The sequence below is a fragment of the Thermus thermophilus genome (assembly GCF_019974155.1).
GTDB classification, from domain to species: Bacteria; Deinococcota; Deinococci; order Deinococcales; family Thermaceae; genus Thermus; species Thermus thermophilus_C.
This window is the reverse complement of sequence record NZ_AP025158.1, coordinates 206,629-221,629: the sequence shown is the minus strand read 5'-3', so window position 1 is coordinate 221,629 and position 15,001 is coordinate 206,629. Positions and strand designations below refer to the sequence as shown.

Annotated in this window: 20 protein-coding genes and 1 tRNA gene; 8 read left to right on the top strand and 13 right to left on the bottom strand. The window is 69.2% G+C overall.

Annotated features, from left to right (window positions below):
- Genes tuf through rpsL form a run of 4 tightly spaced genes read right to left on the bottom strand, consistent with a single transcriptional unit; the run spans position 1 to position 4,239 of the window.
- A complete protein-coding gene (gene tuf / locus TthTMY_RS01275) occupies positions 1–1,221 on the bottom strand; it encodes an elongation factor Tu (RefSeq protein WP_096411492.1) in 1,221 nt (406 codons plus the stop codon).
- Positions 1,222–1,278: 57 nt separating this feature from the next.
- Positions 1,279–3,354, bottom strand: a complete 2,076-nt coding sequence (gene fusA / locus TthTMY_RS01270; RefSeq protein WP_096411629.1) for an elongation factor G — start codon at positions 3,352–3,354, stop codon at positions 1,279–1,281.
- A gap of 2 nt (positions 3,355–3,356) precedes the next feature.
- Positions 3,357–3,827 (bottom strand): 30S ribosomal protein S7, encoded by a 471-nt coding sequence (rpsG, locus tag TthTMY_RS01265; RefSeq protein ID WP_008633429.1) that lies wholly within the window; start codon positions 3,825–3,827, stop codon positions 3,357–3,359.
- 7 nt (positions 3,828–3,834) lie between these two features.
- Entirely contained in the window at positions 3,835–4,239 is a 405-nt protein-coding gene (gene rpsL, locus TthTMY_RS01260; protein ID WP_172844698.1) for a 30S ribosomal protein S12, read from the bottom strand.
- A gap of 305 nt (positions 4,240–4,544) precedes the next feature.
- On the opposite strand from rpsL, the gene TthTMY_RS01255 reads away from it, so the two are divergent.
- A tRNA-Leu gene (locus TthTMY_RS01255) sits at positions 4,545–4,631 on the top strand.
- Positions 4,632–4,662: 31 nt separating this feature from the next.
- Positions 4,663–5,100, top strand: coding sequence for a tRNA (adenosine(37)-N6)-threonylcarbamoyltransferase complex ATPase subunit type 1 TsaE (gene tsaE, locus TthTMY_RS01250; RefSeq protein ID WP_172844665.1), 438 nt, complete (start codon positions 4,663–4,665; stop codon positions 5,098–5,100).
- Here the strand turns inward: tsaE and TthTMY_RS01245 are convergent.
- Genes TthTMY_RS01245 through TthTMY_RS01235 form a run of 3 tightly spaced genes read right to left on the bottom strand, consistent with a single transcriptional unit; the run spans position 5,062 to position 6,794 of the window.
- The gene (locus TthTMY_RS01245; RefSeq protein WP_096411624.1) at positions 5,062–5,547 is read right to left on the bottom strand and encodes a TlpA family protein disulfide reductase; all 486 of its coding nucleotides are present in this window, start codon (positions 5,545–5,547) and stop codon (positions 5,062–5,064) included. The genes tsaE and TthTMY_RS01245 overlap by 39 nt on opposite strands.
- 43 nt (positions 5,548–5,590) lie before the next feature.
- Entirely contained in the window at positions 5,591–6,073 is a 483-nt protein-coding gene (locus TthTMY_RS01240) for a metal-binding protein (protein ID WP_223903340.1), read from the bottom strand.
- A 7-nt stretch (positions 6,074–6,080) separates the two neighbouring features.
- Complete coding sequence (locus TthTMY_RS01235) at positions 6,081–6,794, bottom strand: cyanophycinase (RefSeq protein WP_172844664.1); 714 nt, start codon at positions 6,792–6,794, stop codon at positions 6,081–6,083.
- Positions 6,795–6,871: 77 nt separating this feature from the next.
- Here TthTMY_RS01235 and sbtR point away from each other — a divergent pair, with 77 nt between their 5' ends.
- The gene (sbtR, locus tag TthTMY_RS01230; protein WP_011174174.1) at positions 6,872–7,441 is read left to right on the top strand and encodes a TetR/AcrR family transcriptional regulator SbtR; all 570 of its coding nucleotides are present in this window, start codon (positions 6,872–6,874) and stop codon (positions 7,439–7,441) included.
- The gene (locus tag TthTMY_RS01225; protein WP_011227752.1) at positions 7,438–7,932 is read left to right on the top strand and encodes a CarD family transcriptional regulator; all 495 of its coding nucleotides are present in this window, start codon (positions 7,438–7,440) and stop codon (positions 7,930–7,932) included. Before sbtR ends, TthTMY_RS01225 begins: the two co-directional genes overlap by 4 nt.
- A 184-nt stretch (positions 7,933–8,116) precedes the next feature.
- On the opposite strand, the gene TthTMY_RS01220 is transcribed toward TthTMY_RS01225, so the two are convergent.
- From TthTMY_RS01220 to ispD, 3 genes are read right to left on the bottom strand one after another with little or no spacing between them, the layout of a single operon-like run.
- Positions 8,117–8,683, bottom strand: coding sequence for a hypothetical protein (locus TthTMY_RS01220; protein ID WP_096411620.1), 567 nt, complete (start codon positions 8,681–8,683; stop codon positions 8,117–8,119).
- On the bottom strand, positions 8,661–9,488 hold the full coding sequence (ispE, locus tag TthTMY_RS01215) for a 4-(cytidine 5'-diphospho)-2-C-methyl-D-erythritol kinase (RefSeq protein WP_096411618.1): 828 nt from the start codon (positions 9,486–9,488) through the stop codon (positions 8,661–8,663). The genes TthTMY_RS01220 and ispE overlap by 23 nt, the downstream gene beginning before the upstream one ends.
- A complete protein-coding gene (gene ispD, locus TthTMY_RS01210; protein ID WP_096411617.1) occupies positions 9,476–10,117 on the bottom strand; it encodes a 2-C-methyl-D-erythritol 4-phosphate cytidylyltransferase in 642 nt (213 codons plus the stop codon). Before ispD ends, ispE begins: the two co-directional genes overlap by 13 nt.
- 14 nt (positions 10,118–10,131) lie before the next feature.
- On the opposite strand from ispD, the gene TthTMY_RS01205 reads away from it, so the two are divergent.
- Entirely contained in the window at positions 10,132–10,917 is a 786-nt protein-coding gene (locus TthTMY_RS01205) for an undecaprenyl-diphosphate phosphatase (RefSeq protein ID WP_096411615.1), read from the top strand.
- Here TthTMY_RS01205 and TthTMY_RS01200 read toward each other — a convergent pair.
- A complete protein-coding gene (locus TthTMY_RS01200) occupies positions 10,909–11,970 on the bottom strand; it encodes an alanine--glyoxylate aminotransferase family protein (protein ID WP_096411613.1) in 1,062 nt (353 codons plus the stop codon). The two genes, TthTMY_RS01205 and TthTMY_RS01200, sit on opposite strands and share 9 nt — an antisense overlap.
- A 148-nt stretch (positions 11,971–12,118) precedes the next feature.
- On the opposite strand from TthTMY_RS01200, the gene TthTMY_RS01195 reads away from it, so the two are divergent.
- The 3 genes from TthTMY_RS01195 to TthTMY_RS01185 all read left to right on the top strand — a co-directional run bounded on the left by TthTMY_RS01195 (position 12,119) and on the right by TthTMY_RS01185 (position 14,055).
- A complete protein-coding gene (locus TthTMY_RS01195) occupies positions 12,119–13,171 on the top strand; it encodes a DnaJ C-terminal domain-containing protein (protein WP_223903339.1) in 1,053 nt (350 codons plus the stop codon).
- Positions 13,172–13,286: 115 nt separating this feature from the next.
- Entirely contained in the window at positions 13,287–13,508 is a 222-nt protein-coding gene (locus TthTMY_RS01190; RefSeq protein WP_011227757.1) for a cold-shock protein, read from the top strand.
- Positions 13,509–13,581: 73 nt separating this feature from the next.
- Positions 13,582–14,055, top strand: coding sequence for a GNAT family N-acetyltransferase (locus TthTMY_RS01185; protein WP_096411611.1), 474 nt, complete (start codon positions 13,582–13,584; stop codon positions 14,053–14,055).
- A gap of 103 nt (positions 14,056–14,158) precedes the next feature.
- Here the strand turns inward: TthTMY_RS01185 and TthTMY_RS01180 are convergent, their stop codons facing one another.
- Positions 14,159–14,398 (bottom strand): ferredoxin, encoded by a 240-nt coding sequence (locus tag TthTMY_RS01180; RefSeq protein WP_008630832.1) that lies wholly within the window; start codon positions 14,396–14,398, stop codon positions 14,159–14,161.
- Positions 14,399–14,458: 60 nt separating this feature from the next.
- Positions 14,459–14,998, bottom strand: coding sequence for a hypothetical protein (locus TthTMY_RS01175; RefSeq protein WP_008630823.1), 540 nt, complete (start codon positions 14,996–14,998; stop codon positions 14,459–14,461).
- Positions 14,999–15,001 lie beyond the last annotated feature (3 nt).

Below are 15,001 nucleotides of genomic sequence, written 5' to 3'. Positions count from 1 at the left end.
TCACTCCAGGATCTTGGTGACGACGCCGGCGCCCACGGTCCGCCCACCCTCACGGATGGCAAACCGCAAACCCTCCTCCAGCGCCACCGGCTTGATCAGCTCCACCGTAAACGTCACGTTGTCCCCAGGCATCACCATCTCCACGCCCGGAGGCAACCGCACCACCCCAGTCACGTCCGTCGTCCGAAAGTAAAACTGCGGACGGTACCCCGAAAAAAACCCCGTGTGCCGCCCACCCTCCTCCTTCCTCAAAACATACACCGAGGCCTCAAACTTCGTGTGCGGCGTAATGCTCCCAGGCTTCGCCAACACCTGGCCCCGCTCCACCTCCTCCCGGCTCACACCCCGCAGGAGCACCCCCACGTTGTCCCCAGCTATCCCCTCCTGCAAGGTCTTCCGGTGCATCTCCACACCCGTCACCACCGTCCTCCGCGTCTCCGGAGCAAGGCCCACAATCTCCACCTCGTCCCCAACCTTCACCTTGCCCCGCTCAATCCGCCCCGTGGCCACCGTCCCACGCCCAGTAATGGTGAACACGTCCTCCACCGGCATCAAGAACGGCTTGTCCACGTCCCGCACCGGCGTGGGAATGTACTCGTCAATCGCGTCCAACAACTCCCAAATCCGGTCCACCCACTCGTTCTCCCCTCGCTTCGTCTGAGGATTCTTGTGCATCTGCTCAAGCGCAAGCAACGCGCTCCCCCGAATCACCGGCACCTCGTCCCCAGGAAACTCGTACTGGTTCAGGAGGTCCCGCACCTCCATCTCCACCAGGTCCAGTAACTCGGGGTCGTCCACCATGTCCACCTTGTTCATGAACACCACAATGTACGGCACCCCCACCTGCCGCGCCAACAAAATGTGCTCCCGCGTCTGCGGCATCGGCCCGTCCGCCGCCGACACCACAAGAATCGCCCCGTCCATCTGCGCAGCACCCGTAATCATGTTCTTGATGTAGTCCGCGTGCCCAGGACAGTCCACGTGGGAATAGTGCCGCTTCGCCGTCTCGTACTCCACATGCGCCGTGTTGATCGTAATCCCACGCGCACGCTCCTCCGGCGCCTTGTCAATGTCCCCGTAGTCCTTAACCTCCACATTCGGATTCTCCGCCGCCGCTACATACGTCAACGCCGCCGTCAGCGTCGTCTTCCCGTGGTCCACGTGCCCAATCGTCCCCACGTTCACGTGAGGCTTCGTCCGAACAAACTCGCCCTTCGCCATCTCCGTCCTCCTCGCAAGGAAGGGGTGGGCCCTAAAAAGGCCCACCCCGAAGCCGCGCTATTGACCCTTGATGAGCTTCTCCTGGATCTGCCGAGGCACTTCCTGGTAGTGGTCAAAGAACATGACGAAGGAGCCCCGGCCCTGGGTCTTGGAGCGCAGGTCCGTGGCGTAGCCGAACATCTCCGCCAAGGGCACGAAGGCCCGGATCACCTGGGCGTTGCCCCGGGGCTCCATCCCCAGGATCTGGCCCCGGCGGGCGTTCAGGTCGCCGATGACGTCGCCCATGTACTCCTCGGGGGTGGTGACCTCCACCCGCATGATGGGCTCGAGGATCACCGGGTCCCCCTTCTGCACCGCCTCCTTGATGGCCATGGAGCCGGCGATCTTGAAGGCCATCTCGGAGGAGTCCACCTCGTGGTAGGAGCCGTCGTAGAGGGTGACCTTGAGGTCCACCACGGGGAAGCCGATGAGGGGCCCAGACTGCATGGCCTCCTCAATCCCCTTCTGCACCGCGGGGATGTACTCCTTGGGGATCACCCCGCCCACGATGGCGTTGACGAACTCAAAGCCCGAGCCACGGGGGAGGGGCTCCACCTTGATCTTCACGTGGCCGTACTGGCCGCGGCCGCCGGTCTGGCGGATGAACTTGCCCTCCACGTCCACCGGCTTGGTGATGGTCTCCCGGTAGGCCACCTGGGGCTTGCCCACGTTGGCGTCCACCTTGAACTCCCGCTTGAGCCGGTCCACGATGATCTCCAGGTGGAGCTCGCCCATCCCGGAGATGATGGTCTGGCCGGTCTCGGGATGGGTGGAGACGCGGAAGGTGGGGTCCTCCTCCGCCAGGCGGGCCAGGGCCTGGGAAAGCTTCTCCTGGTCGGCCTTGGTCTTGGGCTCAATGGCCACGTCAATCACGGGCTCGGGCACCTCAATGGACTCCAGGATGACCCGGGGCGCATCCTCGCCCACCAGGGTGTCCCCGGTGATGGTCTCCTTGAGGCCCACCACGGCGCCCAGGTCGCCCGCCTTGAGCTCCTCCACCTCCTCCCGGTGGTTGGCGTGCATGCGGAGAAGCCGGGCCACACGTTCCTTGCGGCCCTTGGTGGTGTTGTAGACGTAGGAGCCCGAGGTGAGGGTCCCGGAGTAGACGCGGATGAAGGTGAGGCGGCCCACGTAGGGGTCGGCCATGATCTTGAAGGCCAAGGCCGCCAAGGGGCCATCGGGGTCGGGGTGGATCTCCACCACCTCCCCTTCAGGCGTGGTGCCCTTGATGGGGGGGATGTCCAAGGGGCAGGGCAGGTAGTCCACCACCGCGTCCAGGAGGAGCTGGACACCCTTGTTCTTCAGGGCGGAGCCCAGGAAGACGGGGGTGATCTTAAGGTCAATGGTGCCCTTACGGATGGCGGCCACCAGCTCTTCCTCGGTGGGCTCCTCGCCCTCGAGGTACTTCAGCATGATGTTCTCGTCAAAGTCGGCGGCCACCTCCACGAGCTTCTCGTGGTACTCCCGGGCCTGGTCCAGGTACTCCTCGGGGATGGGGATCTCGCGGATGTCCGTGCCCAGGTCGTTGCCGTAGGTGTAGGCCTTCATCCGGAGGACGTCAATGATCCCCGAGAAGGTGTCCTCCCGGCCAATGGGGAGCTGCATCACCACCGGGCGCGCCCCCAGGCGCTCCTGCATGGTGCGGATCACGAGCCAGAGGTCGGCCCCGGTCTTGTCCATCTTGTTGGCGAAGGCGATGCGGGGCACCTTGTACTTCTCCGCCTGGCGCCAGACGGTCTCGGACTGGGGCTCTACCCCCTGGCTGGAGTCAAAGACCACGATGGCCCCGTCCAGGACCCGCATGGAGCGCTCCACTTCAATGGTGAAGTCCACGTGGCCCGGGGTGTCGATGATGTTGATGCGGTGGCCCTTCCAGAAGCAGGTGGTCACGGCGGCGGTGATGGTGATGCCGCGCTCCCTCTCCTGCTCCATGAAGTCCATGGTGGCCGTGCCCTCGTGGACCTCGCCGATCTTGTGGATCTTGCCTGTGTAGTAAAGGATGCGCTCGGTGGTGGTGGTCTTGCCCGCGTCGATGTGGGCGGCGATGCCGATGTTCCGGAGCCTCTTCAGGTCGTACTCTACCTTGACCGCCATACTCACCACCGGTAGTGGGCGTAGGCCCGGTTCGCCTCGGCCATCCGCTCCACGTCCTCCTTCTTCTTCACCGCCCCGCCCTTACCCTCGGCGGCGTCCATCAGCTCGTGGGCGATGCGCACCGCCGCGCGCCGCTCAGGGCGCTGGTTGGCCGCCTGAACGAGCCACCTCAAGGCCAGGGACTGCTGGCGCCTCGGGGAGACCTCCATGGGGACCTGGTAGTTGGCCCCGCCCACGCGGCGGGAACGGACCTCCATCCGGGGCTTGACGTTCTCCACCGCCTGCTTGAAGACCTTGAGGGGCTCCTGGCCGGTCTTCTCCTGGATGATCTTGCAGGCGTCGTAGAAGATGCGGGCGGCCAGGTTCTTCTTCCCGTCCCGCATGATCTTGTTGATGAAGGCGGTGACCAGCACGTCCCCGTAGACGAGGTCGGGCTGGAGCTGACGGACTTCTGCTCTCCTTCTCCGTGCCATAGCTCACCTACTTCTTGGCCTTGGCCGCGGTTTTGGCCGCCTCCTTGGGCCTCTTGGTCCCGTACTTGGAGCGGCTCTTCTTTCGGTCCTTGACCCCGGCGGCGTCGTAGACCCCGCGCACGATGTGGTAGCGCACGCCCGGCAGGTCCTTCACACGGCCGCCCCGGATGAGGACCACCGAGTGCTCCTGAAGGTTGTGCCCCTCGCCGGGGATGTAGGCCGTGACCTCGTAGCCGGAGGTGAGGCGCACCTTGGCCACCTTACGGAGCGCCGAGTTGGGCTTCTTGGGGGTGACGGTGCGCACCACGGTGCACACCCCCCGGCGGAAGGGCGCCCCCTTCAGCGCCGGAACCTTGCTCTTTCTGCGGACCTTCTCGCGGCCCTTTCGGACGAGCTGATTGATCGTCGGCAGTGCCACCACTCCCTTCTTTTTGGACTTGCCCCCTTGTTCTCAAGATCCCCCCGGAGGGGAATGCCCTCCGTTATGCCCCACACGGGGTCCACCCTCAGGGCCAGGGGCTGGCCCTGAGAGCCCTCAACTGCCCTAGTGTACAGGCAAAACCCTTTCTTGGCAATACCTTCCGGGCTTGCCTTGCAAAGGTCGGGACGAGGGTGTCCCGCCCCCTCCGGGGTACAAGGCGATTTACTAGGCAAGCCCCCGCGCTTGACAAGGCAGCGCCTTTTGCTAAACTGGTGCTTGCGCTGAGGCGCGCCCACGCCGGGGTGGTGGAACTGGTAGACACGCCATCTTGAGGGGGTGGTGCCCGCAAGGGCGTGCGGGTTCAAGTCCCGCCCCCGGCACCAAACCGAGGCCCGAAAGGGCCTTGTTTCGCTTATGCGGCTCCTTCTTTCGCGCAGGCTTTCGCGCCTCGAGGACACCCAGGCCCTGGCGGAGGAGGTCCTGGGCCTCCTCCCCTGGGGCGCCCTTGTGGCCCTCGAGGGCCCCTTGGGCGCGGGCAAGACCACCTTCGTGGGCTTCCTCGTCCGGGCCCTGGGCTTCCCCGGCCGGGTCACGAGCCCCACCTACACCCTCATCCACACCTACCCCACCCCCGAGGGGCCCGTGGTCCACGCCGACCTCTACCGCCTGAAGGACCCCTCCCTCCTCCTCGGCCAGCTGGAGGCCGCCCTGGAGGGGGCACGGCTCGGCCTGGTGGAGTGGGGGGAGCCCCGCCTCCTCGGGGCGAGCCACCTCCTTAGGCTTTCGCCGGAAGGGGAGGCCCGCCGGGCCGAGCTATGGGAGGTCGGCCCCGGCGAGGAGGAGGGCGTCTAGCAAGGCCTCCCGGCCCGCCCGTCCGGCGAAGAGGGCCACCACCTTCCCCTCCCGGTCCACCACAAAGGTCCAGGGCTGGCCCAGAACCTTGAACCGGGCCGCCACCTCGTGGGGCCGGTCCCGGTCCGAGGCCAGAAGGGGGATGAAGCGGGGGTAGGCCTTCATGTACTCCAGAACCACCTCCCTGGTGTCCCGGGGCTCCCGGCTGATGACGTAAAACGGGACCCCCGTCTCCTCCGCCACCCGGTGCAGGCCGGGGAACTCCGCCTTGCACACCGGGCACCAGCTGGCCCAAAAGACGAGGACCGCGGGCTTTGGCATCGTCGCCGGGGCCACGGGCCGGCCCTGGGGGTCCCAAAGGAGGAAGCCGGGAAGGGGCTCGCCCGGCTTCACCGCCAAGGCCAGGCTCAACGCGCCCGCCACGAGAAGGGTCCAGAATTTGGTCATGGCTTCAGTATGGCAGAGGAGGGTTTGCGGAGGGTGAGCGGCCTCACCGAGGACGGCGCAGGCGCTTCAGGCCGTGGTCGGGCCGGATCCCGTCCGCGAGGAGGTGGAGCCACTGGGAGGCGTAGTAGCCGAGCAGGCCGAAGCCCCATAGCTCCGGGGGAAGGTCTAGGGAGACCTGTAGGCCCAGAGTCCAGCGCAGGACCAGGAGAAGTAACCCCACCCAAGCCCCCAGGTAGGCGAGCCGGGTGAGGGGCCCAAGCAGCCAGGTATGGGAGAGGCCCCGGTGCCTAAAGAGCCAGCCGTAAGGGCGCCAGAAGGCGGCGAGGACCCCCCAGCGGCGGCTCGCCCTCACCCCCCGCTCCGCCAGGTCCAAATCGGGGGAAAGGAGGTAAGTGCCCGCCAGGTAGGCGAGGCCGAAGGCCCAGGCCCGGGGGTCCTCCGGAGAGCCCCCCGCCGCCAGGTGGGCCAGAGCCAGGCCGCCCAGCGCCGCCAGGTTCAAGGCCTCGTGGGCGCGCCCCGAGGGCATGCCCCGATTATAGGCTGGGAAGGGAGAAGCGCTCGCCCGTGGAGAGGACGTCCACCCTCAGGCCGCGGACGCCCCGGCCCGTGTACTCGGCCCCGCCGGCGTCCACCAAGGTGACCCCGCCCGCCCACACCTCCCCGAGGCCCCGAAGGAGGCGGAGGGCGGTGTTTTCCAAAAGGCCGAGCCCCACGAGGTCGGGGTTGTCCGCCACCAGGCGGGAAAGGGCCAGAAACCGCCCCCGCTCCTCCACCCGGGGAAGGAGGGCGAGCCCCCTGAGGAGGGCGAGGCCGAACCCCGCCCGGACCTCGCCTTCCAAGGCGTAAAAGGCCGCCTCGCCCAGGAGGCCGGTGGCCTCTCCCACGGCCACCACCCCACCCCCCTGGCGGTAGACCTCGGCGAGGGCCTGCAGGAGGAGGCTGTTGCGGATGAGGTCCAGGAACTCCGGCAGGCTCTCGGCGGCGAGGATCACCAGGGGGCTTTCCGCCACCCGCCGGGCCACCTCGGGGTCAAAGGCCTCCTCCCGGCGCCGGAGGTAGACCACCCGGCCCCGCCTGAGGCCCAGGTCGCGGTAGACGAGGCGCCAGGCCTCGGCCAGGTCCCGCAGGGCGTACGGGATGAGGAAAAGGGCCTCCCCACGGGCCTCCTCAATAAGCCGGGCCTCCACCCGGTTGAGGGCGCCCCGCAAGGGGTCCGCGGTGAGCAAGGCGAAGTAGCCCTGACGCACGCTTTCACCTCCCCTGTACCTCCTAGGGTAGCGCACCCCTCATGAAAGGGGAAGGACGGTGTGGTAGACTGGGGGTCGTGGCCGCGATGATAACCCCTCCAGGGGCCGGCGTCAAGGACAAGAAGCGGGCCATCCTCGAGGCCACCCTGGCCGTGCTCCGGGAGCGGGGCCTCTCCGGGCTCAAGATGGAGGAGGTGGCCCGGAGGGCGGAGGTAGGCAAGGGCACCATCTACCTCTACTTCCGCGACAAGAGGGACCTGCTCAAGGCCCTGGTGGAGGAGCGCACCTGGGCCTTCTACCGCGAGGTGGAGGAGGTGGTGCGCCGCAAGGCGCCTTTTTTTGTGCGCCTCGAGGAGGTACTGAGGCGCCGCCTGGCCTGGGTGCAGGAGTGGCGGGGCCTCTGGGCCGCCGTGGCCCGGGAGGCCATGGACGACCCCACCCCCTGGCTCAAGGGCCTCCACGAGCACTACCTCCGCCTCCTGGAGGAGCTTTTGCGGTCGGGCCAGTCGGAAGGGGCCGTGCGCACGGGCCTCTCCCCCAGGGCCACGGCCGCGGTCATCGCGGCGATGGGGTGCACCCCCTCCTTGGAGGTGGAAGCCTATTTGGAGCATCTTATGGAGGTGCTCCGGAAAGGAGTAGAGCCGTGAAAGAGTTCAGGCCTGGGGACAAGGTGGTCTTGCCCCCCTACGGGGTCGGCGTGGTGGCGGGCATCGCCCAGCGGAGCGTAAGCGGGGTGAGCCGGGCCTACTACCAGGTGGACTTCCCCGGTTCCCGCTCCAAGGCCTACGTGCCGGTGGAAGCGCCCCACAGCGTGGGCCTAAGGAAGGCCCTGGCCCCGGAAGAGGTCCCCGTGATCCTGGACCTGCTCAAGAACGGGCGGATGCCCCTCCCCAAGCAGTGGGCCGCCCGGCACCGCAAGACCAGCGAGATCCTGGCGGACGGGAACCCCTACCGCATCGCCCAGATGGCGGGCCAGCTCCGGGCCTGGGAGGTGGAGCGGGGCCTTCCCGACCTGGACCGGCAGGCCCTGAGGCGGGCCATCCACCTCCTGGCCGAGGAGGTGGCCCAAAGCCTAGAGATCACCGTCCAGGAGGCGAAGCGCCTCTTTGAGGAGGCCTGGGGCGAGGAGCTGAACTAAGCGCCCGCTTGCCGCCTCCCGGCCCGGCCGGGGGGGCTGCCTTTTTCGGGGGGCCTCCCGGGCGAAGGCGACGGGGACAGGCATACCCTTTCTTCCGGTTTCCTCCGCCCCACTGGCCCAGGGAAGCCCCCTAGGGACCCTTTGCCGGGGCCCCCATGCCGGCGCAAGCCAGGATGGGGCGGTATCAGAGGAGAAGGCTCCAGGTGGCCTTTTCCGCCTCCAGGATGCGGCGGAGGTAGGTCCGCACCACCTCGGGGTCCAAGCCCTCCCAAAGGCCTCGGGCCAGGACCTCGAGGTCGTAGAGGACGGCCTGGAACTCGGGGGCGAACCAGTGCTGGGAAAGCTCCGCCCAAGGCCCCTCCTCCGGGACGTGGTGGGCCCAGGCCTCGAGGAAAAGTCCGTTTAGGAAGTAGAAGAAGACCACCCGGTAGGCGTAGGGAAGCCGGCCCATCTCCTCCAGCAGGGCGATGTAGCCCGCCCGCACCGGGTGGACCGGGGCGGAAGGGCTGGCCCCCTGGAGGAGGAGCCAGTCCAGCTCCTCCACCGTGGCCATGAGGGCCTGGACCAAAGGGGCCCGGTGGGCCTGGGGGGCCTCCAGAAGCAGGCCCACCTGGTAGCGGTAGAGCGCCTCCACGAAAGGGTAGTCCTGCTGGAGCCAAAACCGGAACCGCTCCTCGTCCAGGCGAAGGGGCAGGGCCTTGATCTCCTCGAGGAGCCCCGGGACTTCCTTAAGCAGGTCCAGACCCAGCATCCCCACCTCCCAGCGTGCCGGCCCAGGCGCGCCCCCAGGCCCCAAGCGCCTCCGCCGCCCGCCTCGCGTGGTCCGGGCCTTCCGCAAGCCCGAAGAAGGCGCTCCCCGAGCCCGACATGAGCACCCCTCTAAGCCCCAACGCCCGCATCCGGCCCCGCACTTCCTTGAGCTCGGGGAAGAGGCGGAAGGCGGGGCCTTCCAGGCTGTTCCAGTACGGGGGCTCCTCCCCCCGGGCCAAGGCCTCGAGGATGGCCCCCACGGGGAGGTCCGGGCCGAAGTCCTCCGGCCGCACGGCCCGGTAGACCAGGGGCGTGGGCACCTTGAGCCCGGGAAAGAAGACCACCGCGGGGACCGGGGGCAGGGCGAGGGGCCTAAGCCTCTCCCCCACCCCCCGGGCCTCCGCCCCCCGCCCGAGGAGGAAGAAGGGGACGTCCGCCCCGAGGGTCCGGGCCAGGGCGAAGAGGTCCACCTCCGCCGGGTAAAGGGCCTTGAGGGCAAGAAGGACCTGGGCCGCGTCGGAACTCCCGCCCCCAAGCCCGGCTCCCTCGGGGATCCGCTTCTCCAAAAGGATGCGCACGCCCCCGGGTTGGCCCGCCGCCTCGAGGTAGAGGGAGGCCGCCCGGTAGGCCAGGTTCTCGCGCCCGTAAGGCCCCTGGAAGTGGAGGCCCGCCGAAACGGGCTCCACCACCAGCCGGTCCGCCAGGGAGAAGGGGGCGAAGAGGGTGTGGAGCTCGTGGTACCCGTCCTCCCGCCGGAAGCGGACGGAAAGCCCGAGGTTGACCTTCGCGGGGGCTAGGCGCTCCATACCCGGGCCAGGGCCTCCGCCAAGACGAGGTCCGGAGGGTGGGTGATCTTAAAGGCCGTGGCCTCCCCTTCCACCAGGGCCACGGGGTAGCCCAGGGCCTGAACCAGCTGGGCGTCGTCGCTGGCCTCGAGGCCCTTCCTCCGGGCGTAGGCGTGGGCCTCCCGGAGGAGGGCGGTGAAGAACCCCTGGGGGGTCTGCACCAGGCGGAAGGTCTCCCGGGGCACCACCCGGCCGTAGGCCTCCCCCTCCGGGGCCATGAGGGTGTCGGGCACGGGGAGGACGGGGACGGCGGCGCCGCTCCTTTGGGCGGCCTCGAGGACCCGCTCCACCAGGCCCCGGCTGACGAAGGGACGGGCCACGTCGTGCACCAGGACGAGGGGCAGGCTCGCCGCCTCCAGAAGCCGGGCCACCGAGGCCTGCCGGGTGGCCCCCCCCTCTAAAAAGACGGCCCCAAGCCCCTTCGGGGGCTCCGCCCCGGGGGGCAGGGCCACCAGGACCTCCGCCGCGTCCCGGAAGGCGGCGAGGGTCCACTCCAGAAGCGTCCGCCCCCCCACCTGGAGGAAGGCCTTGGGGCCTCGGCCCAGGCGGAGGCCATTCCCCGCGGCGGGGATGAGGACGGAAACCTCCACGCCCCCATGGTAGCATGGGCCGCGTGAGCGCTTGGGAAGCCCTTCTGCTCGGGGTGGTTGAGGGGCTCACGGAGTTCTTGCCCGTCTCCTCCACCGGCCACCTCACCCTTCTCTTCCACCTCCTGGGCCTGCCCGTGGAGGAGGACCCCTTCCTCAAGACCTTCCTCGTGGCCATCCAGCTCGGGGCCATCCTGGCGGTCCTCCTCCTCTACGGAAGGCGCCTTGCGGCCGACCGGGCCCTTTGGCTCCGCATCGCGGTGGCCTTCGTCCCCACGGGGGTCATCGGCTTCCTCTTCTACCCCCTGATCAAAGGGGTCATCCTGGGGAACGACGCCGTGGTGGCCTTCTTTCTCTTCTTCGTTGGGGCAGCCCTCCTCTTCGCCGACCGGCTAGCGGAACGGGCCCAATACCCGGACGTGAAGGCCCTTCCCCTCGCCCGGGTGGCCTGGATCGGGGTCTTCCAGGGCCTCGCCGCCCTCTTCCCCGGGACGAGCCGGAGCGGGGCCACGATCCTGGGGGGCCTCCTCCTGGGCCTCAACCGGCAAGCCGCCGCCGAGTTCAGCTTCCTCCTGGCCCTTCCCACCATGTTCGCCGCTGTGGGCTACGACCTCTGGAAAAGCGCCCCAGAGGTGCCCGAAGGCGGCTGGTCCCTCCTCCTCCTCGGCTTCCTCGCCGCCCTGGCCACCGCCCTGGTCACCGTGCGCTGGATGCTGGCCTTCGTGGCCCGCCACGGCTTCCGCCCCTTCGCCCTCTACCGCATGGCCCTGGCGGCGGTCTACGCCTTCTTCTTCCTACGCTAGGGCCAAAGCCCGGTCCAAGACCTTCAGGAAAGCCCGGTACGCCTCCCGCCGGGCCCCCTCCCCCATGAGGCCGAGGCGGAGGACCTGGCCCCGGGTGGGGCCGATCCCGCCGGCCACCGCCACCCCCTCGGCGTAGAGGGCCCGGACCAGGCGGTCCGCGTCCACCCCCTCGGGGGGGCGGACGACGAGCACCGTGGGCAGGGGGCTGGCCTTGGGGTAGGGCCGGAAGCCCCGGGCCTGGAGCTCCTCCAGGACCCAGGCGTAGACCTCACGGGCGCGCCGCTCCCGGGCCACCACCCCCTCCTCCAGGACCAGGTCCAAGGCCTCCAGGAGGGCGTAGTGGAGGAGGACGGGGGTGGTGTGGTGGTACCCGCCCCGCTCCCAGTGCTCCGCCACCCGGGCGAGGTCCAGGTACCACCCCCGTTTCCCCGTGAAGGCCTTCCTGGCCTCGAGGCTTGCGGCGATGGGGGCGAGGCCGGGCGGGGCGGAAAGGCACTTCTGGCTCCCGGTGAAGGCGTAGTCCACCCCCATGGCCCGCATGGAGAAGGGGAGCATCCCCAAGGTGGTCACGGCGTCCAGGAAGAAGAGGGCCCCAGCCTCCTTGGCCAGGGCCCCCACTGCCTCCGCCGGGTTCAGCACCCCGGTGGAGGTCTCCCCGTGCACCAGGGCCACCATGCGGTAGCGCCGCTTCTTCAAGGCCCGGGCCACGGCCTCGGGGTCCACGGGCTCCCCCGGGGGGAAGTCCAGGACCTCGGGGTCCAGGCCGTGAAGGGCCGCCATCTCCGCCACCCGTTGGGAGAAGGCCCCGTTCACCAGGACCAGGACCGGCCCCCGGTCCAGGTTGGCGAGGCCCGCCTCCATGCCCAGGCTCCCTGAACCCGCGAGGGCGGCGACCAAGGCGCCCTCCCCGGGGTCAAACAGGGCGGCGAGCCTCTCCTGGATGGCCCGGTTCACCTGGAGGACCTCGGGGTCCAGGTGGCCGCGCATGGGACGGAGAAGGGCCTTCTGCACACGCTCGGGAATGGGGGTGGGTCCAGGGGTTAGAAGCAGCATCCAAGCCTCCCTCAAAAAGGCCGGGCCCCCGGAGGCACGCCCCGGGGGCCCCTTCCCGAAGGAAGGGACCCCCTACCGGCGAGCTCGCGAGGGCCTCATTGCGCGCCACTTTAGCAAAGCCTCCCCGGGCTTGTAAAGTGCTAGGTAGATGAAGGACTACTACGCCATCCTGGGGGTGAGCCGGGAGGCCAGCCAGGAGGAGATCAAGAAGGCCTACCGCCGCCTGGCCCTCAAGTACCACCCCGACCGGAACCCGGGGGACAAGGAAGCGGAGGAGCGCTTCAAGGAGATCAACGAGGCCTACGCCGTCCTCTCGGACCCGAAGAAGCGGGCGGCCTACGACCGGGGCCACCTCGAGGCCCCCGAGTACCGGCCGGAGGACCTCTTTGACCTCTTCTTCCAGGAGGTCTTCGGCGTCCGCGGCCACAGGAAGCCTCCGCGGGGGGAGGACCTGGAGGCGGAGGTGGAGGTGGAGCTCCAGGACCTCCTCCGCGGCGCCGAGAAGGAGGTGCGCTATACCCGGCTCGTGCCCTGCGAGGCCTGCGGCGGCGAGGGAGGAAGGCGAACCCCCTGCCCCACCTGCCGCGGCCAGGGGGTGGTGGAGAGCTACCGCCAGAGCTTCTTCGGCACCGTGGTCACCCGGACCGCCTGCCCCCACTGCAAGGGGCAAGGCTACCTCCTCGCCGAAACCTGCCCCGCCTGCCGCGGCCGGGGCCGGGTGCCCCGGGAAGAGCGGGTCCGGGTGCAGGTGCCCCCGGGGATGGACGAGGGCCACCTCCTCCGCGTGCCCGGCTACGGCAACCTGGGCCCCGGAGGACCCGGGGACCTCTACCTCCGCCTCCGGGTCCGCCCCCACCCCCACCTGGAGCGCCAGGGCCCCGACCTCGTCTACCGCCTCCGCCTGGGGCTCGCCCAGGCGGCCTTGGGGGCGCGGGTGGAGGTGCCGGGCCTCGAGGGCCCCATCCCCCTGGACATCCCCCCCGGGACCGGCCACGGGGAGGTGTTCGCCCTGGAGGGCGGGGGCCTGCCCCTGCCCGGGGGCCGGGGCCGGGGCGCCCTCCGGGTGGTGGTGGAGCTCGCCGTGCCCAAGAAGCTCTCTCCCAAGGCGCAGAAGCTCCTCCGCGCCTACGCCGAGGAGGTGGGAGAGGATGTGGCCCCCGAGGGCTTCTGGGAGAGGCTCAAGGGGTTCTTCCGCAAGTAGGGCCTCCCGTGGTATAGTGGGGTATTCCGGGTCGCTTCAGGGTGACCCCAAGGGTCTAAAGCCAACCCTTAAGCCCCGGATGCGGGCCCTCGGGCCCGGGGAAAGAAGGAGCAGTATGCAGAAGGGTCGGGTCAAGTGGTTCAACGCGGAAAAAGGCTACGGCTTCATTGAGCGGGAGGGCGACACGGACGTCTTCGTCCACTACACCGCCATCAACGCCAAGGGGTTCCGCACCCTCAACGAGGGGGACATCGTCACCTTTGACGTGGAGCCGGGCCGGAACGGCAAGGGCCCCCAGGCGGTCAACGTCACGGTGGTGGAGCCCGCGCGGCGCTAAGCCATAGGACGGCCAAGGCCCTGGACCCGGTCCAGGGCCTTTTTCACATGCCTCTCAGGGGACGCGGGGTAGCATGGAAGCGATGCACGTCCTGAGCCTGGACCTCGCGCCCGTCACCCCCAAGGACGCCCCCCTCCTCCACCGCATCTTCCACCTGAGCCCGAGCTACTTCGCCCTCATCGGGATGGAGCTTCCCACCTTGGAGGACGTGGTCCGGGACCTCCAGACCCTGGAGGTGGACCCCCGGCGCCGCGCCTTCCTCCTCTTCCTCGGCCAGGAGCCGGTGGGCTACCTGGACGCCAAGCTCGGCTACCCGGAGGCGGAGGAGGCCACCCTAAGCCTCCTCCTCATCCGGGAGGACCACCAGGGCCGGGGACTGGGCCGGCAGGCCCTGGAGCGCTTCGCGGCGGGCTTAGATGGGGTGCGCCGCCTCTACGCCGTGGTCTACGGCCACAACCCTAGGGCCAAGGCCTTCCTCCAGGCCCAGGGCTTCCGCTACGTAAAGGACGGGGGGCCGACCCTCGCCTGGTACGTTCGGCCCCTCTGATGCCACCCCCTGCGGGCCTGCGCCGGCCTAGGGAGGCCAGCAAAAGGTTCCTTGAGGGCTTCTTTGAGGCCATCCGGGTGAAGGAAGGCCCCGGGTGGAGCGTTTACTCTAGGCCCGCGAGCTTGCGGTTCTTCTCAATGTAGGACTTCCACTGCTCCGGGACGTCCTCCTCGGGGTAGATGGCGTTCACCGGGCAGGCCGGGACGCAGGCCCCGCAGTCAATGCACTCCTCCGGGTGGATGTAGAACTGGTCCCCCCCGTCGTAGATGCACTCCACAGGGCAGACCTCCACGCAGGACTGGTCCTTGACGCCGATGCAGGGCTCACAGATCACGTGCGGCATTCCTCACCTCCCGAGCAACCGCTCCCCCCTATTTTAGGGCAACCCGGCCCCTGTCAAGCCCTAGGCCCCGAGGTAGCGGAAGTAGGCCTCCCGGGGCACCGCCCCCAGCACCTCCTCCCCCTGGACCACGAGGACGATGGGGTGCTGGAAGAAGAGGGGGGCGAGCTCCGTCACCGCCGTCTCCGCCTCCACGCTGGGGACCTCCTCGAGGGGGAGGATGTGGTCGGAGAGGCCGAGGAGGCCCACGGGCCGGCCCTCCTGGTAGAGGAGGGCGAGGCCCCGGCCCTCGTAGGCCTCCACCCCCTCCACCCGGGCCAAGGGGCGGGCGAGGCGCTTGGCCGCCCGCGGGCCGAAGAGGCCGGCGGTGAGCAGGGTGGAGCAGGGGATGCGGGTGGCCCTCTGGCCCAGGGCCAGGGACCAGGTGAAGGCCAGGAGGAAAAGGAGCCCCTCCAGGAGGCCGTAGGCGTTGAACCCCTCCCAGCCCAGCTTCCCCTGGCCGCCGAGGAGGAGGTGGAGGGCCAGGGAGAGGAGGAGGGCGATGACCAGGGAGGCCAGGTAGGCGAAAAGCCCGGCCAGGCGAAGCTCCCTCACCGTGCGCATGGG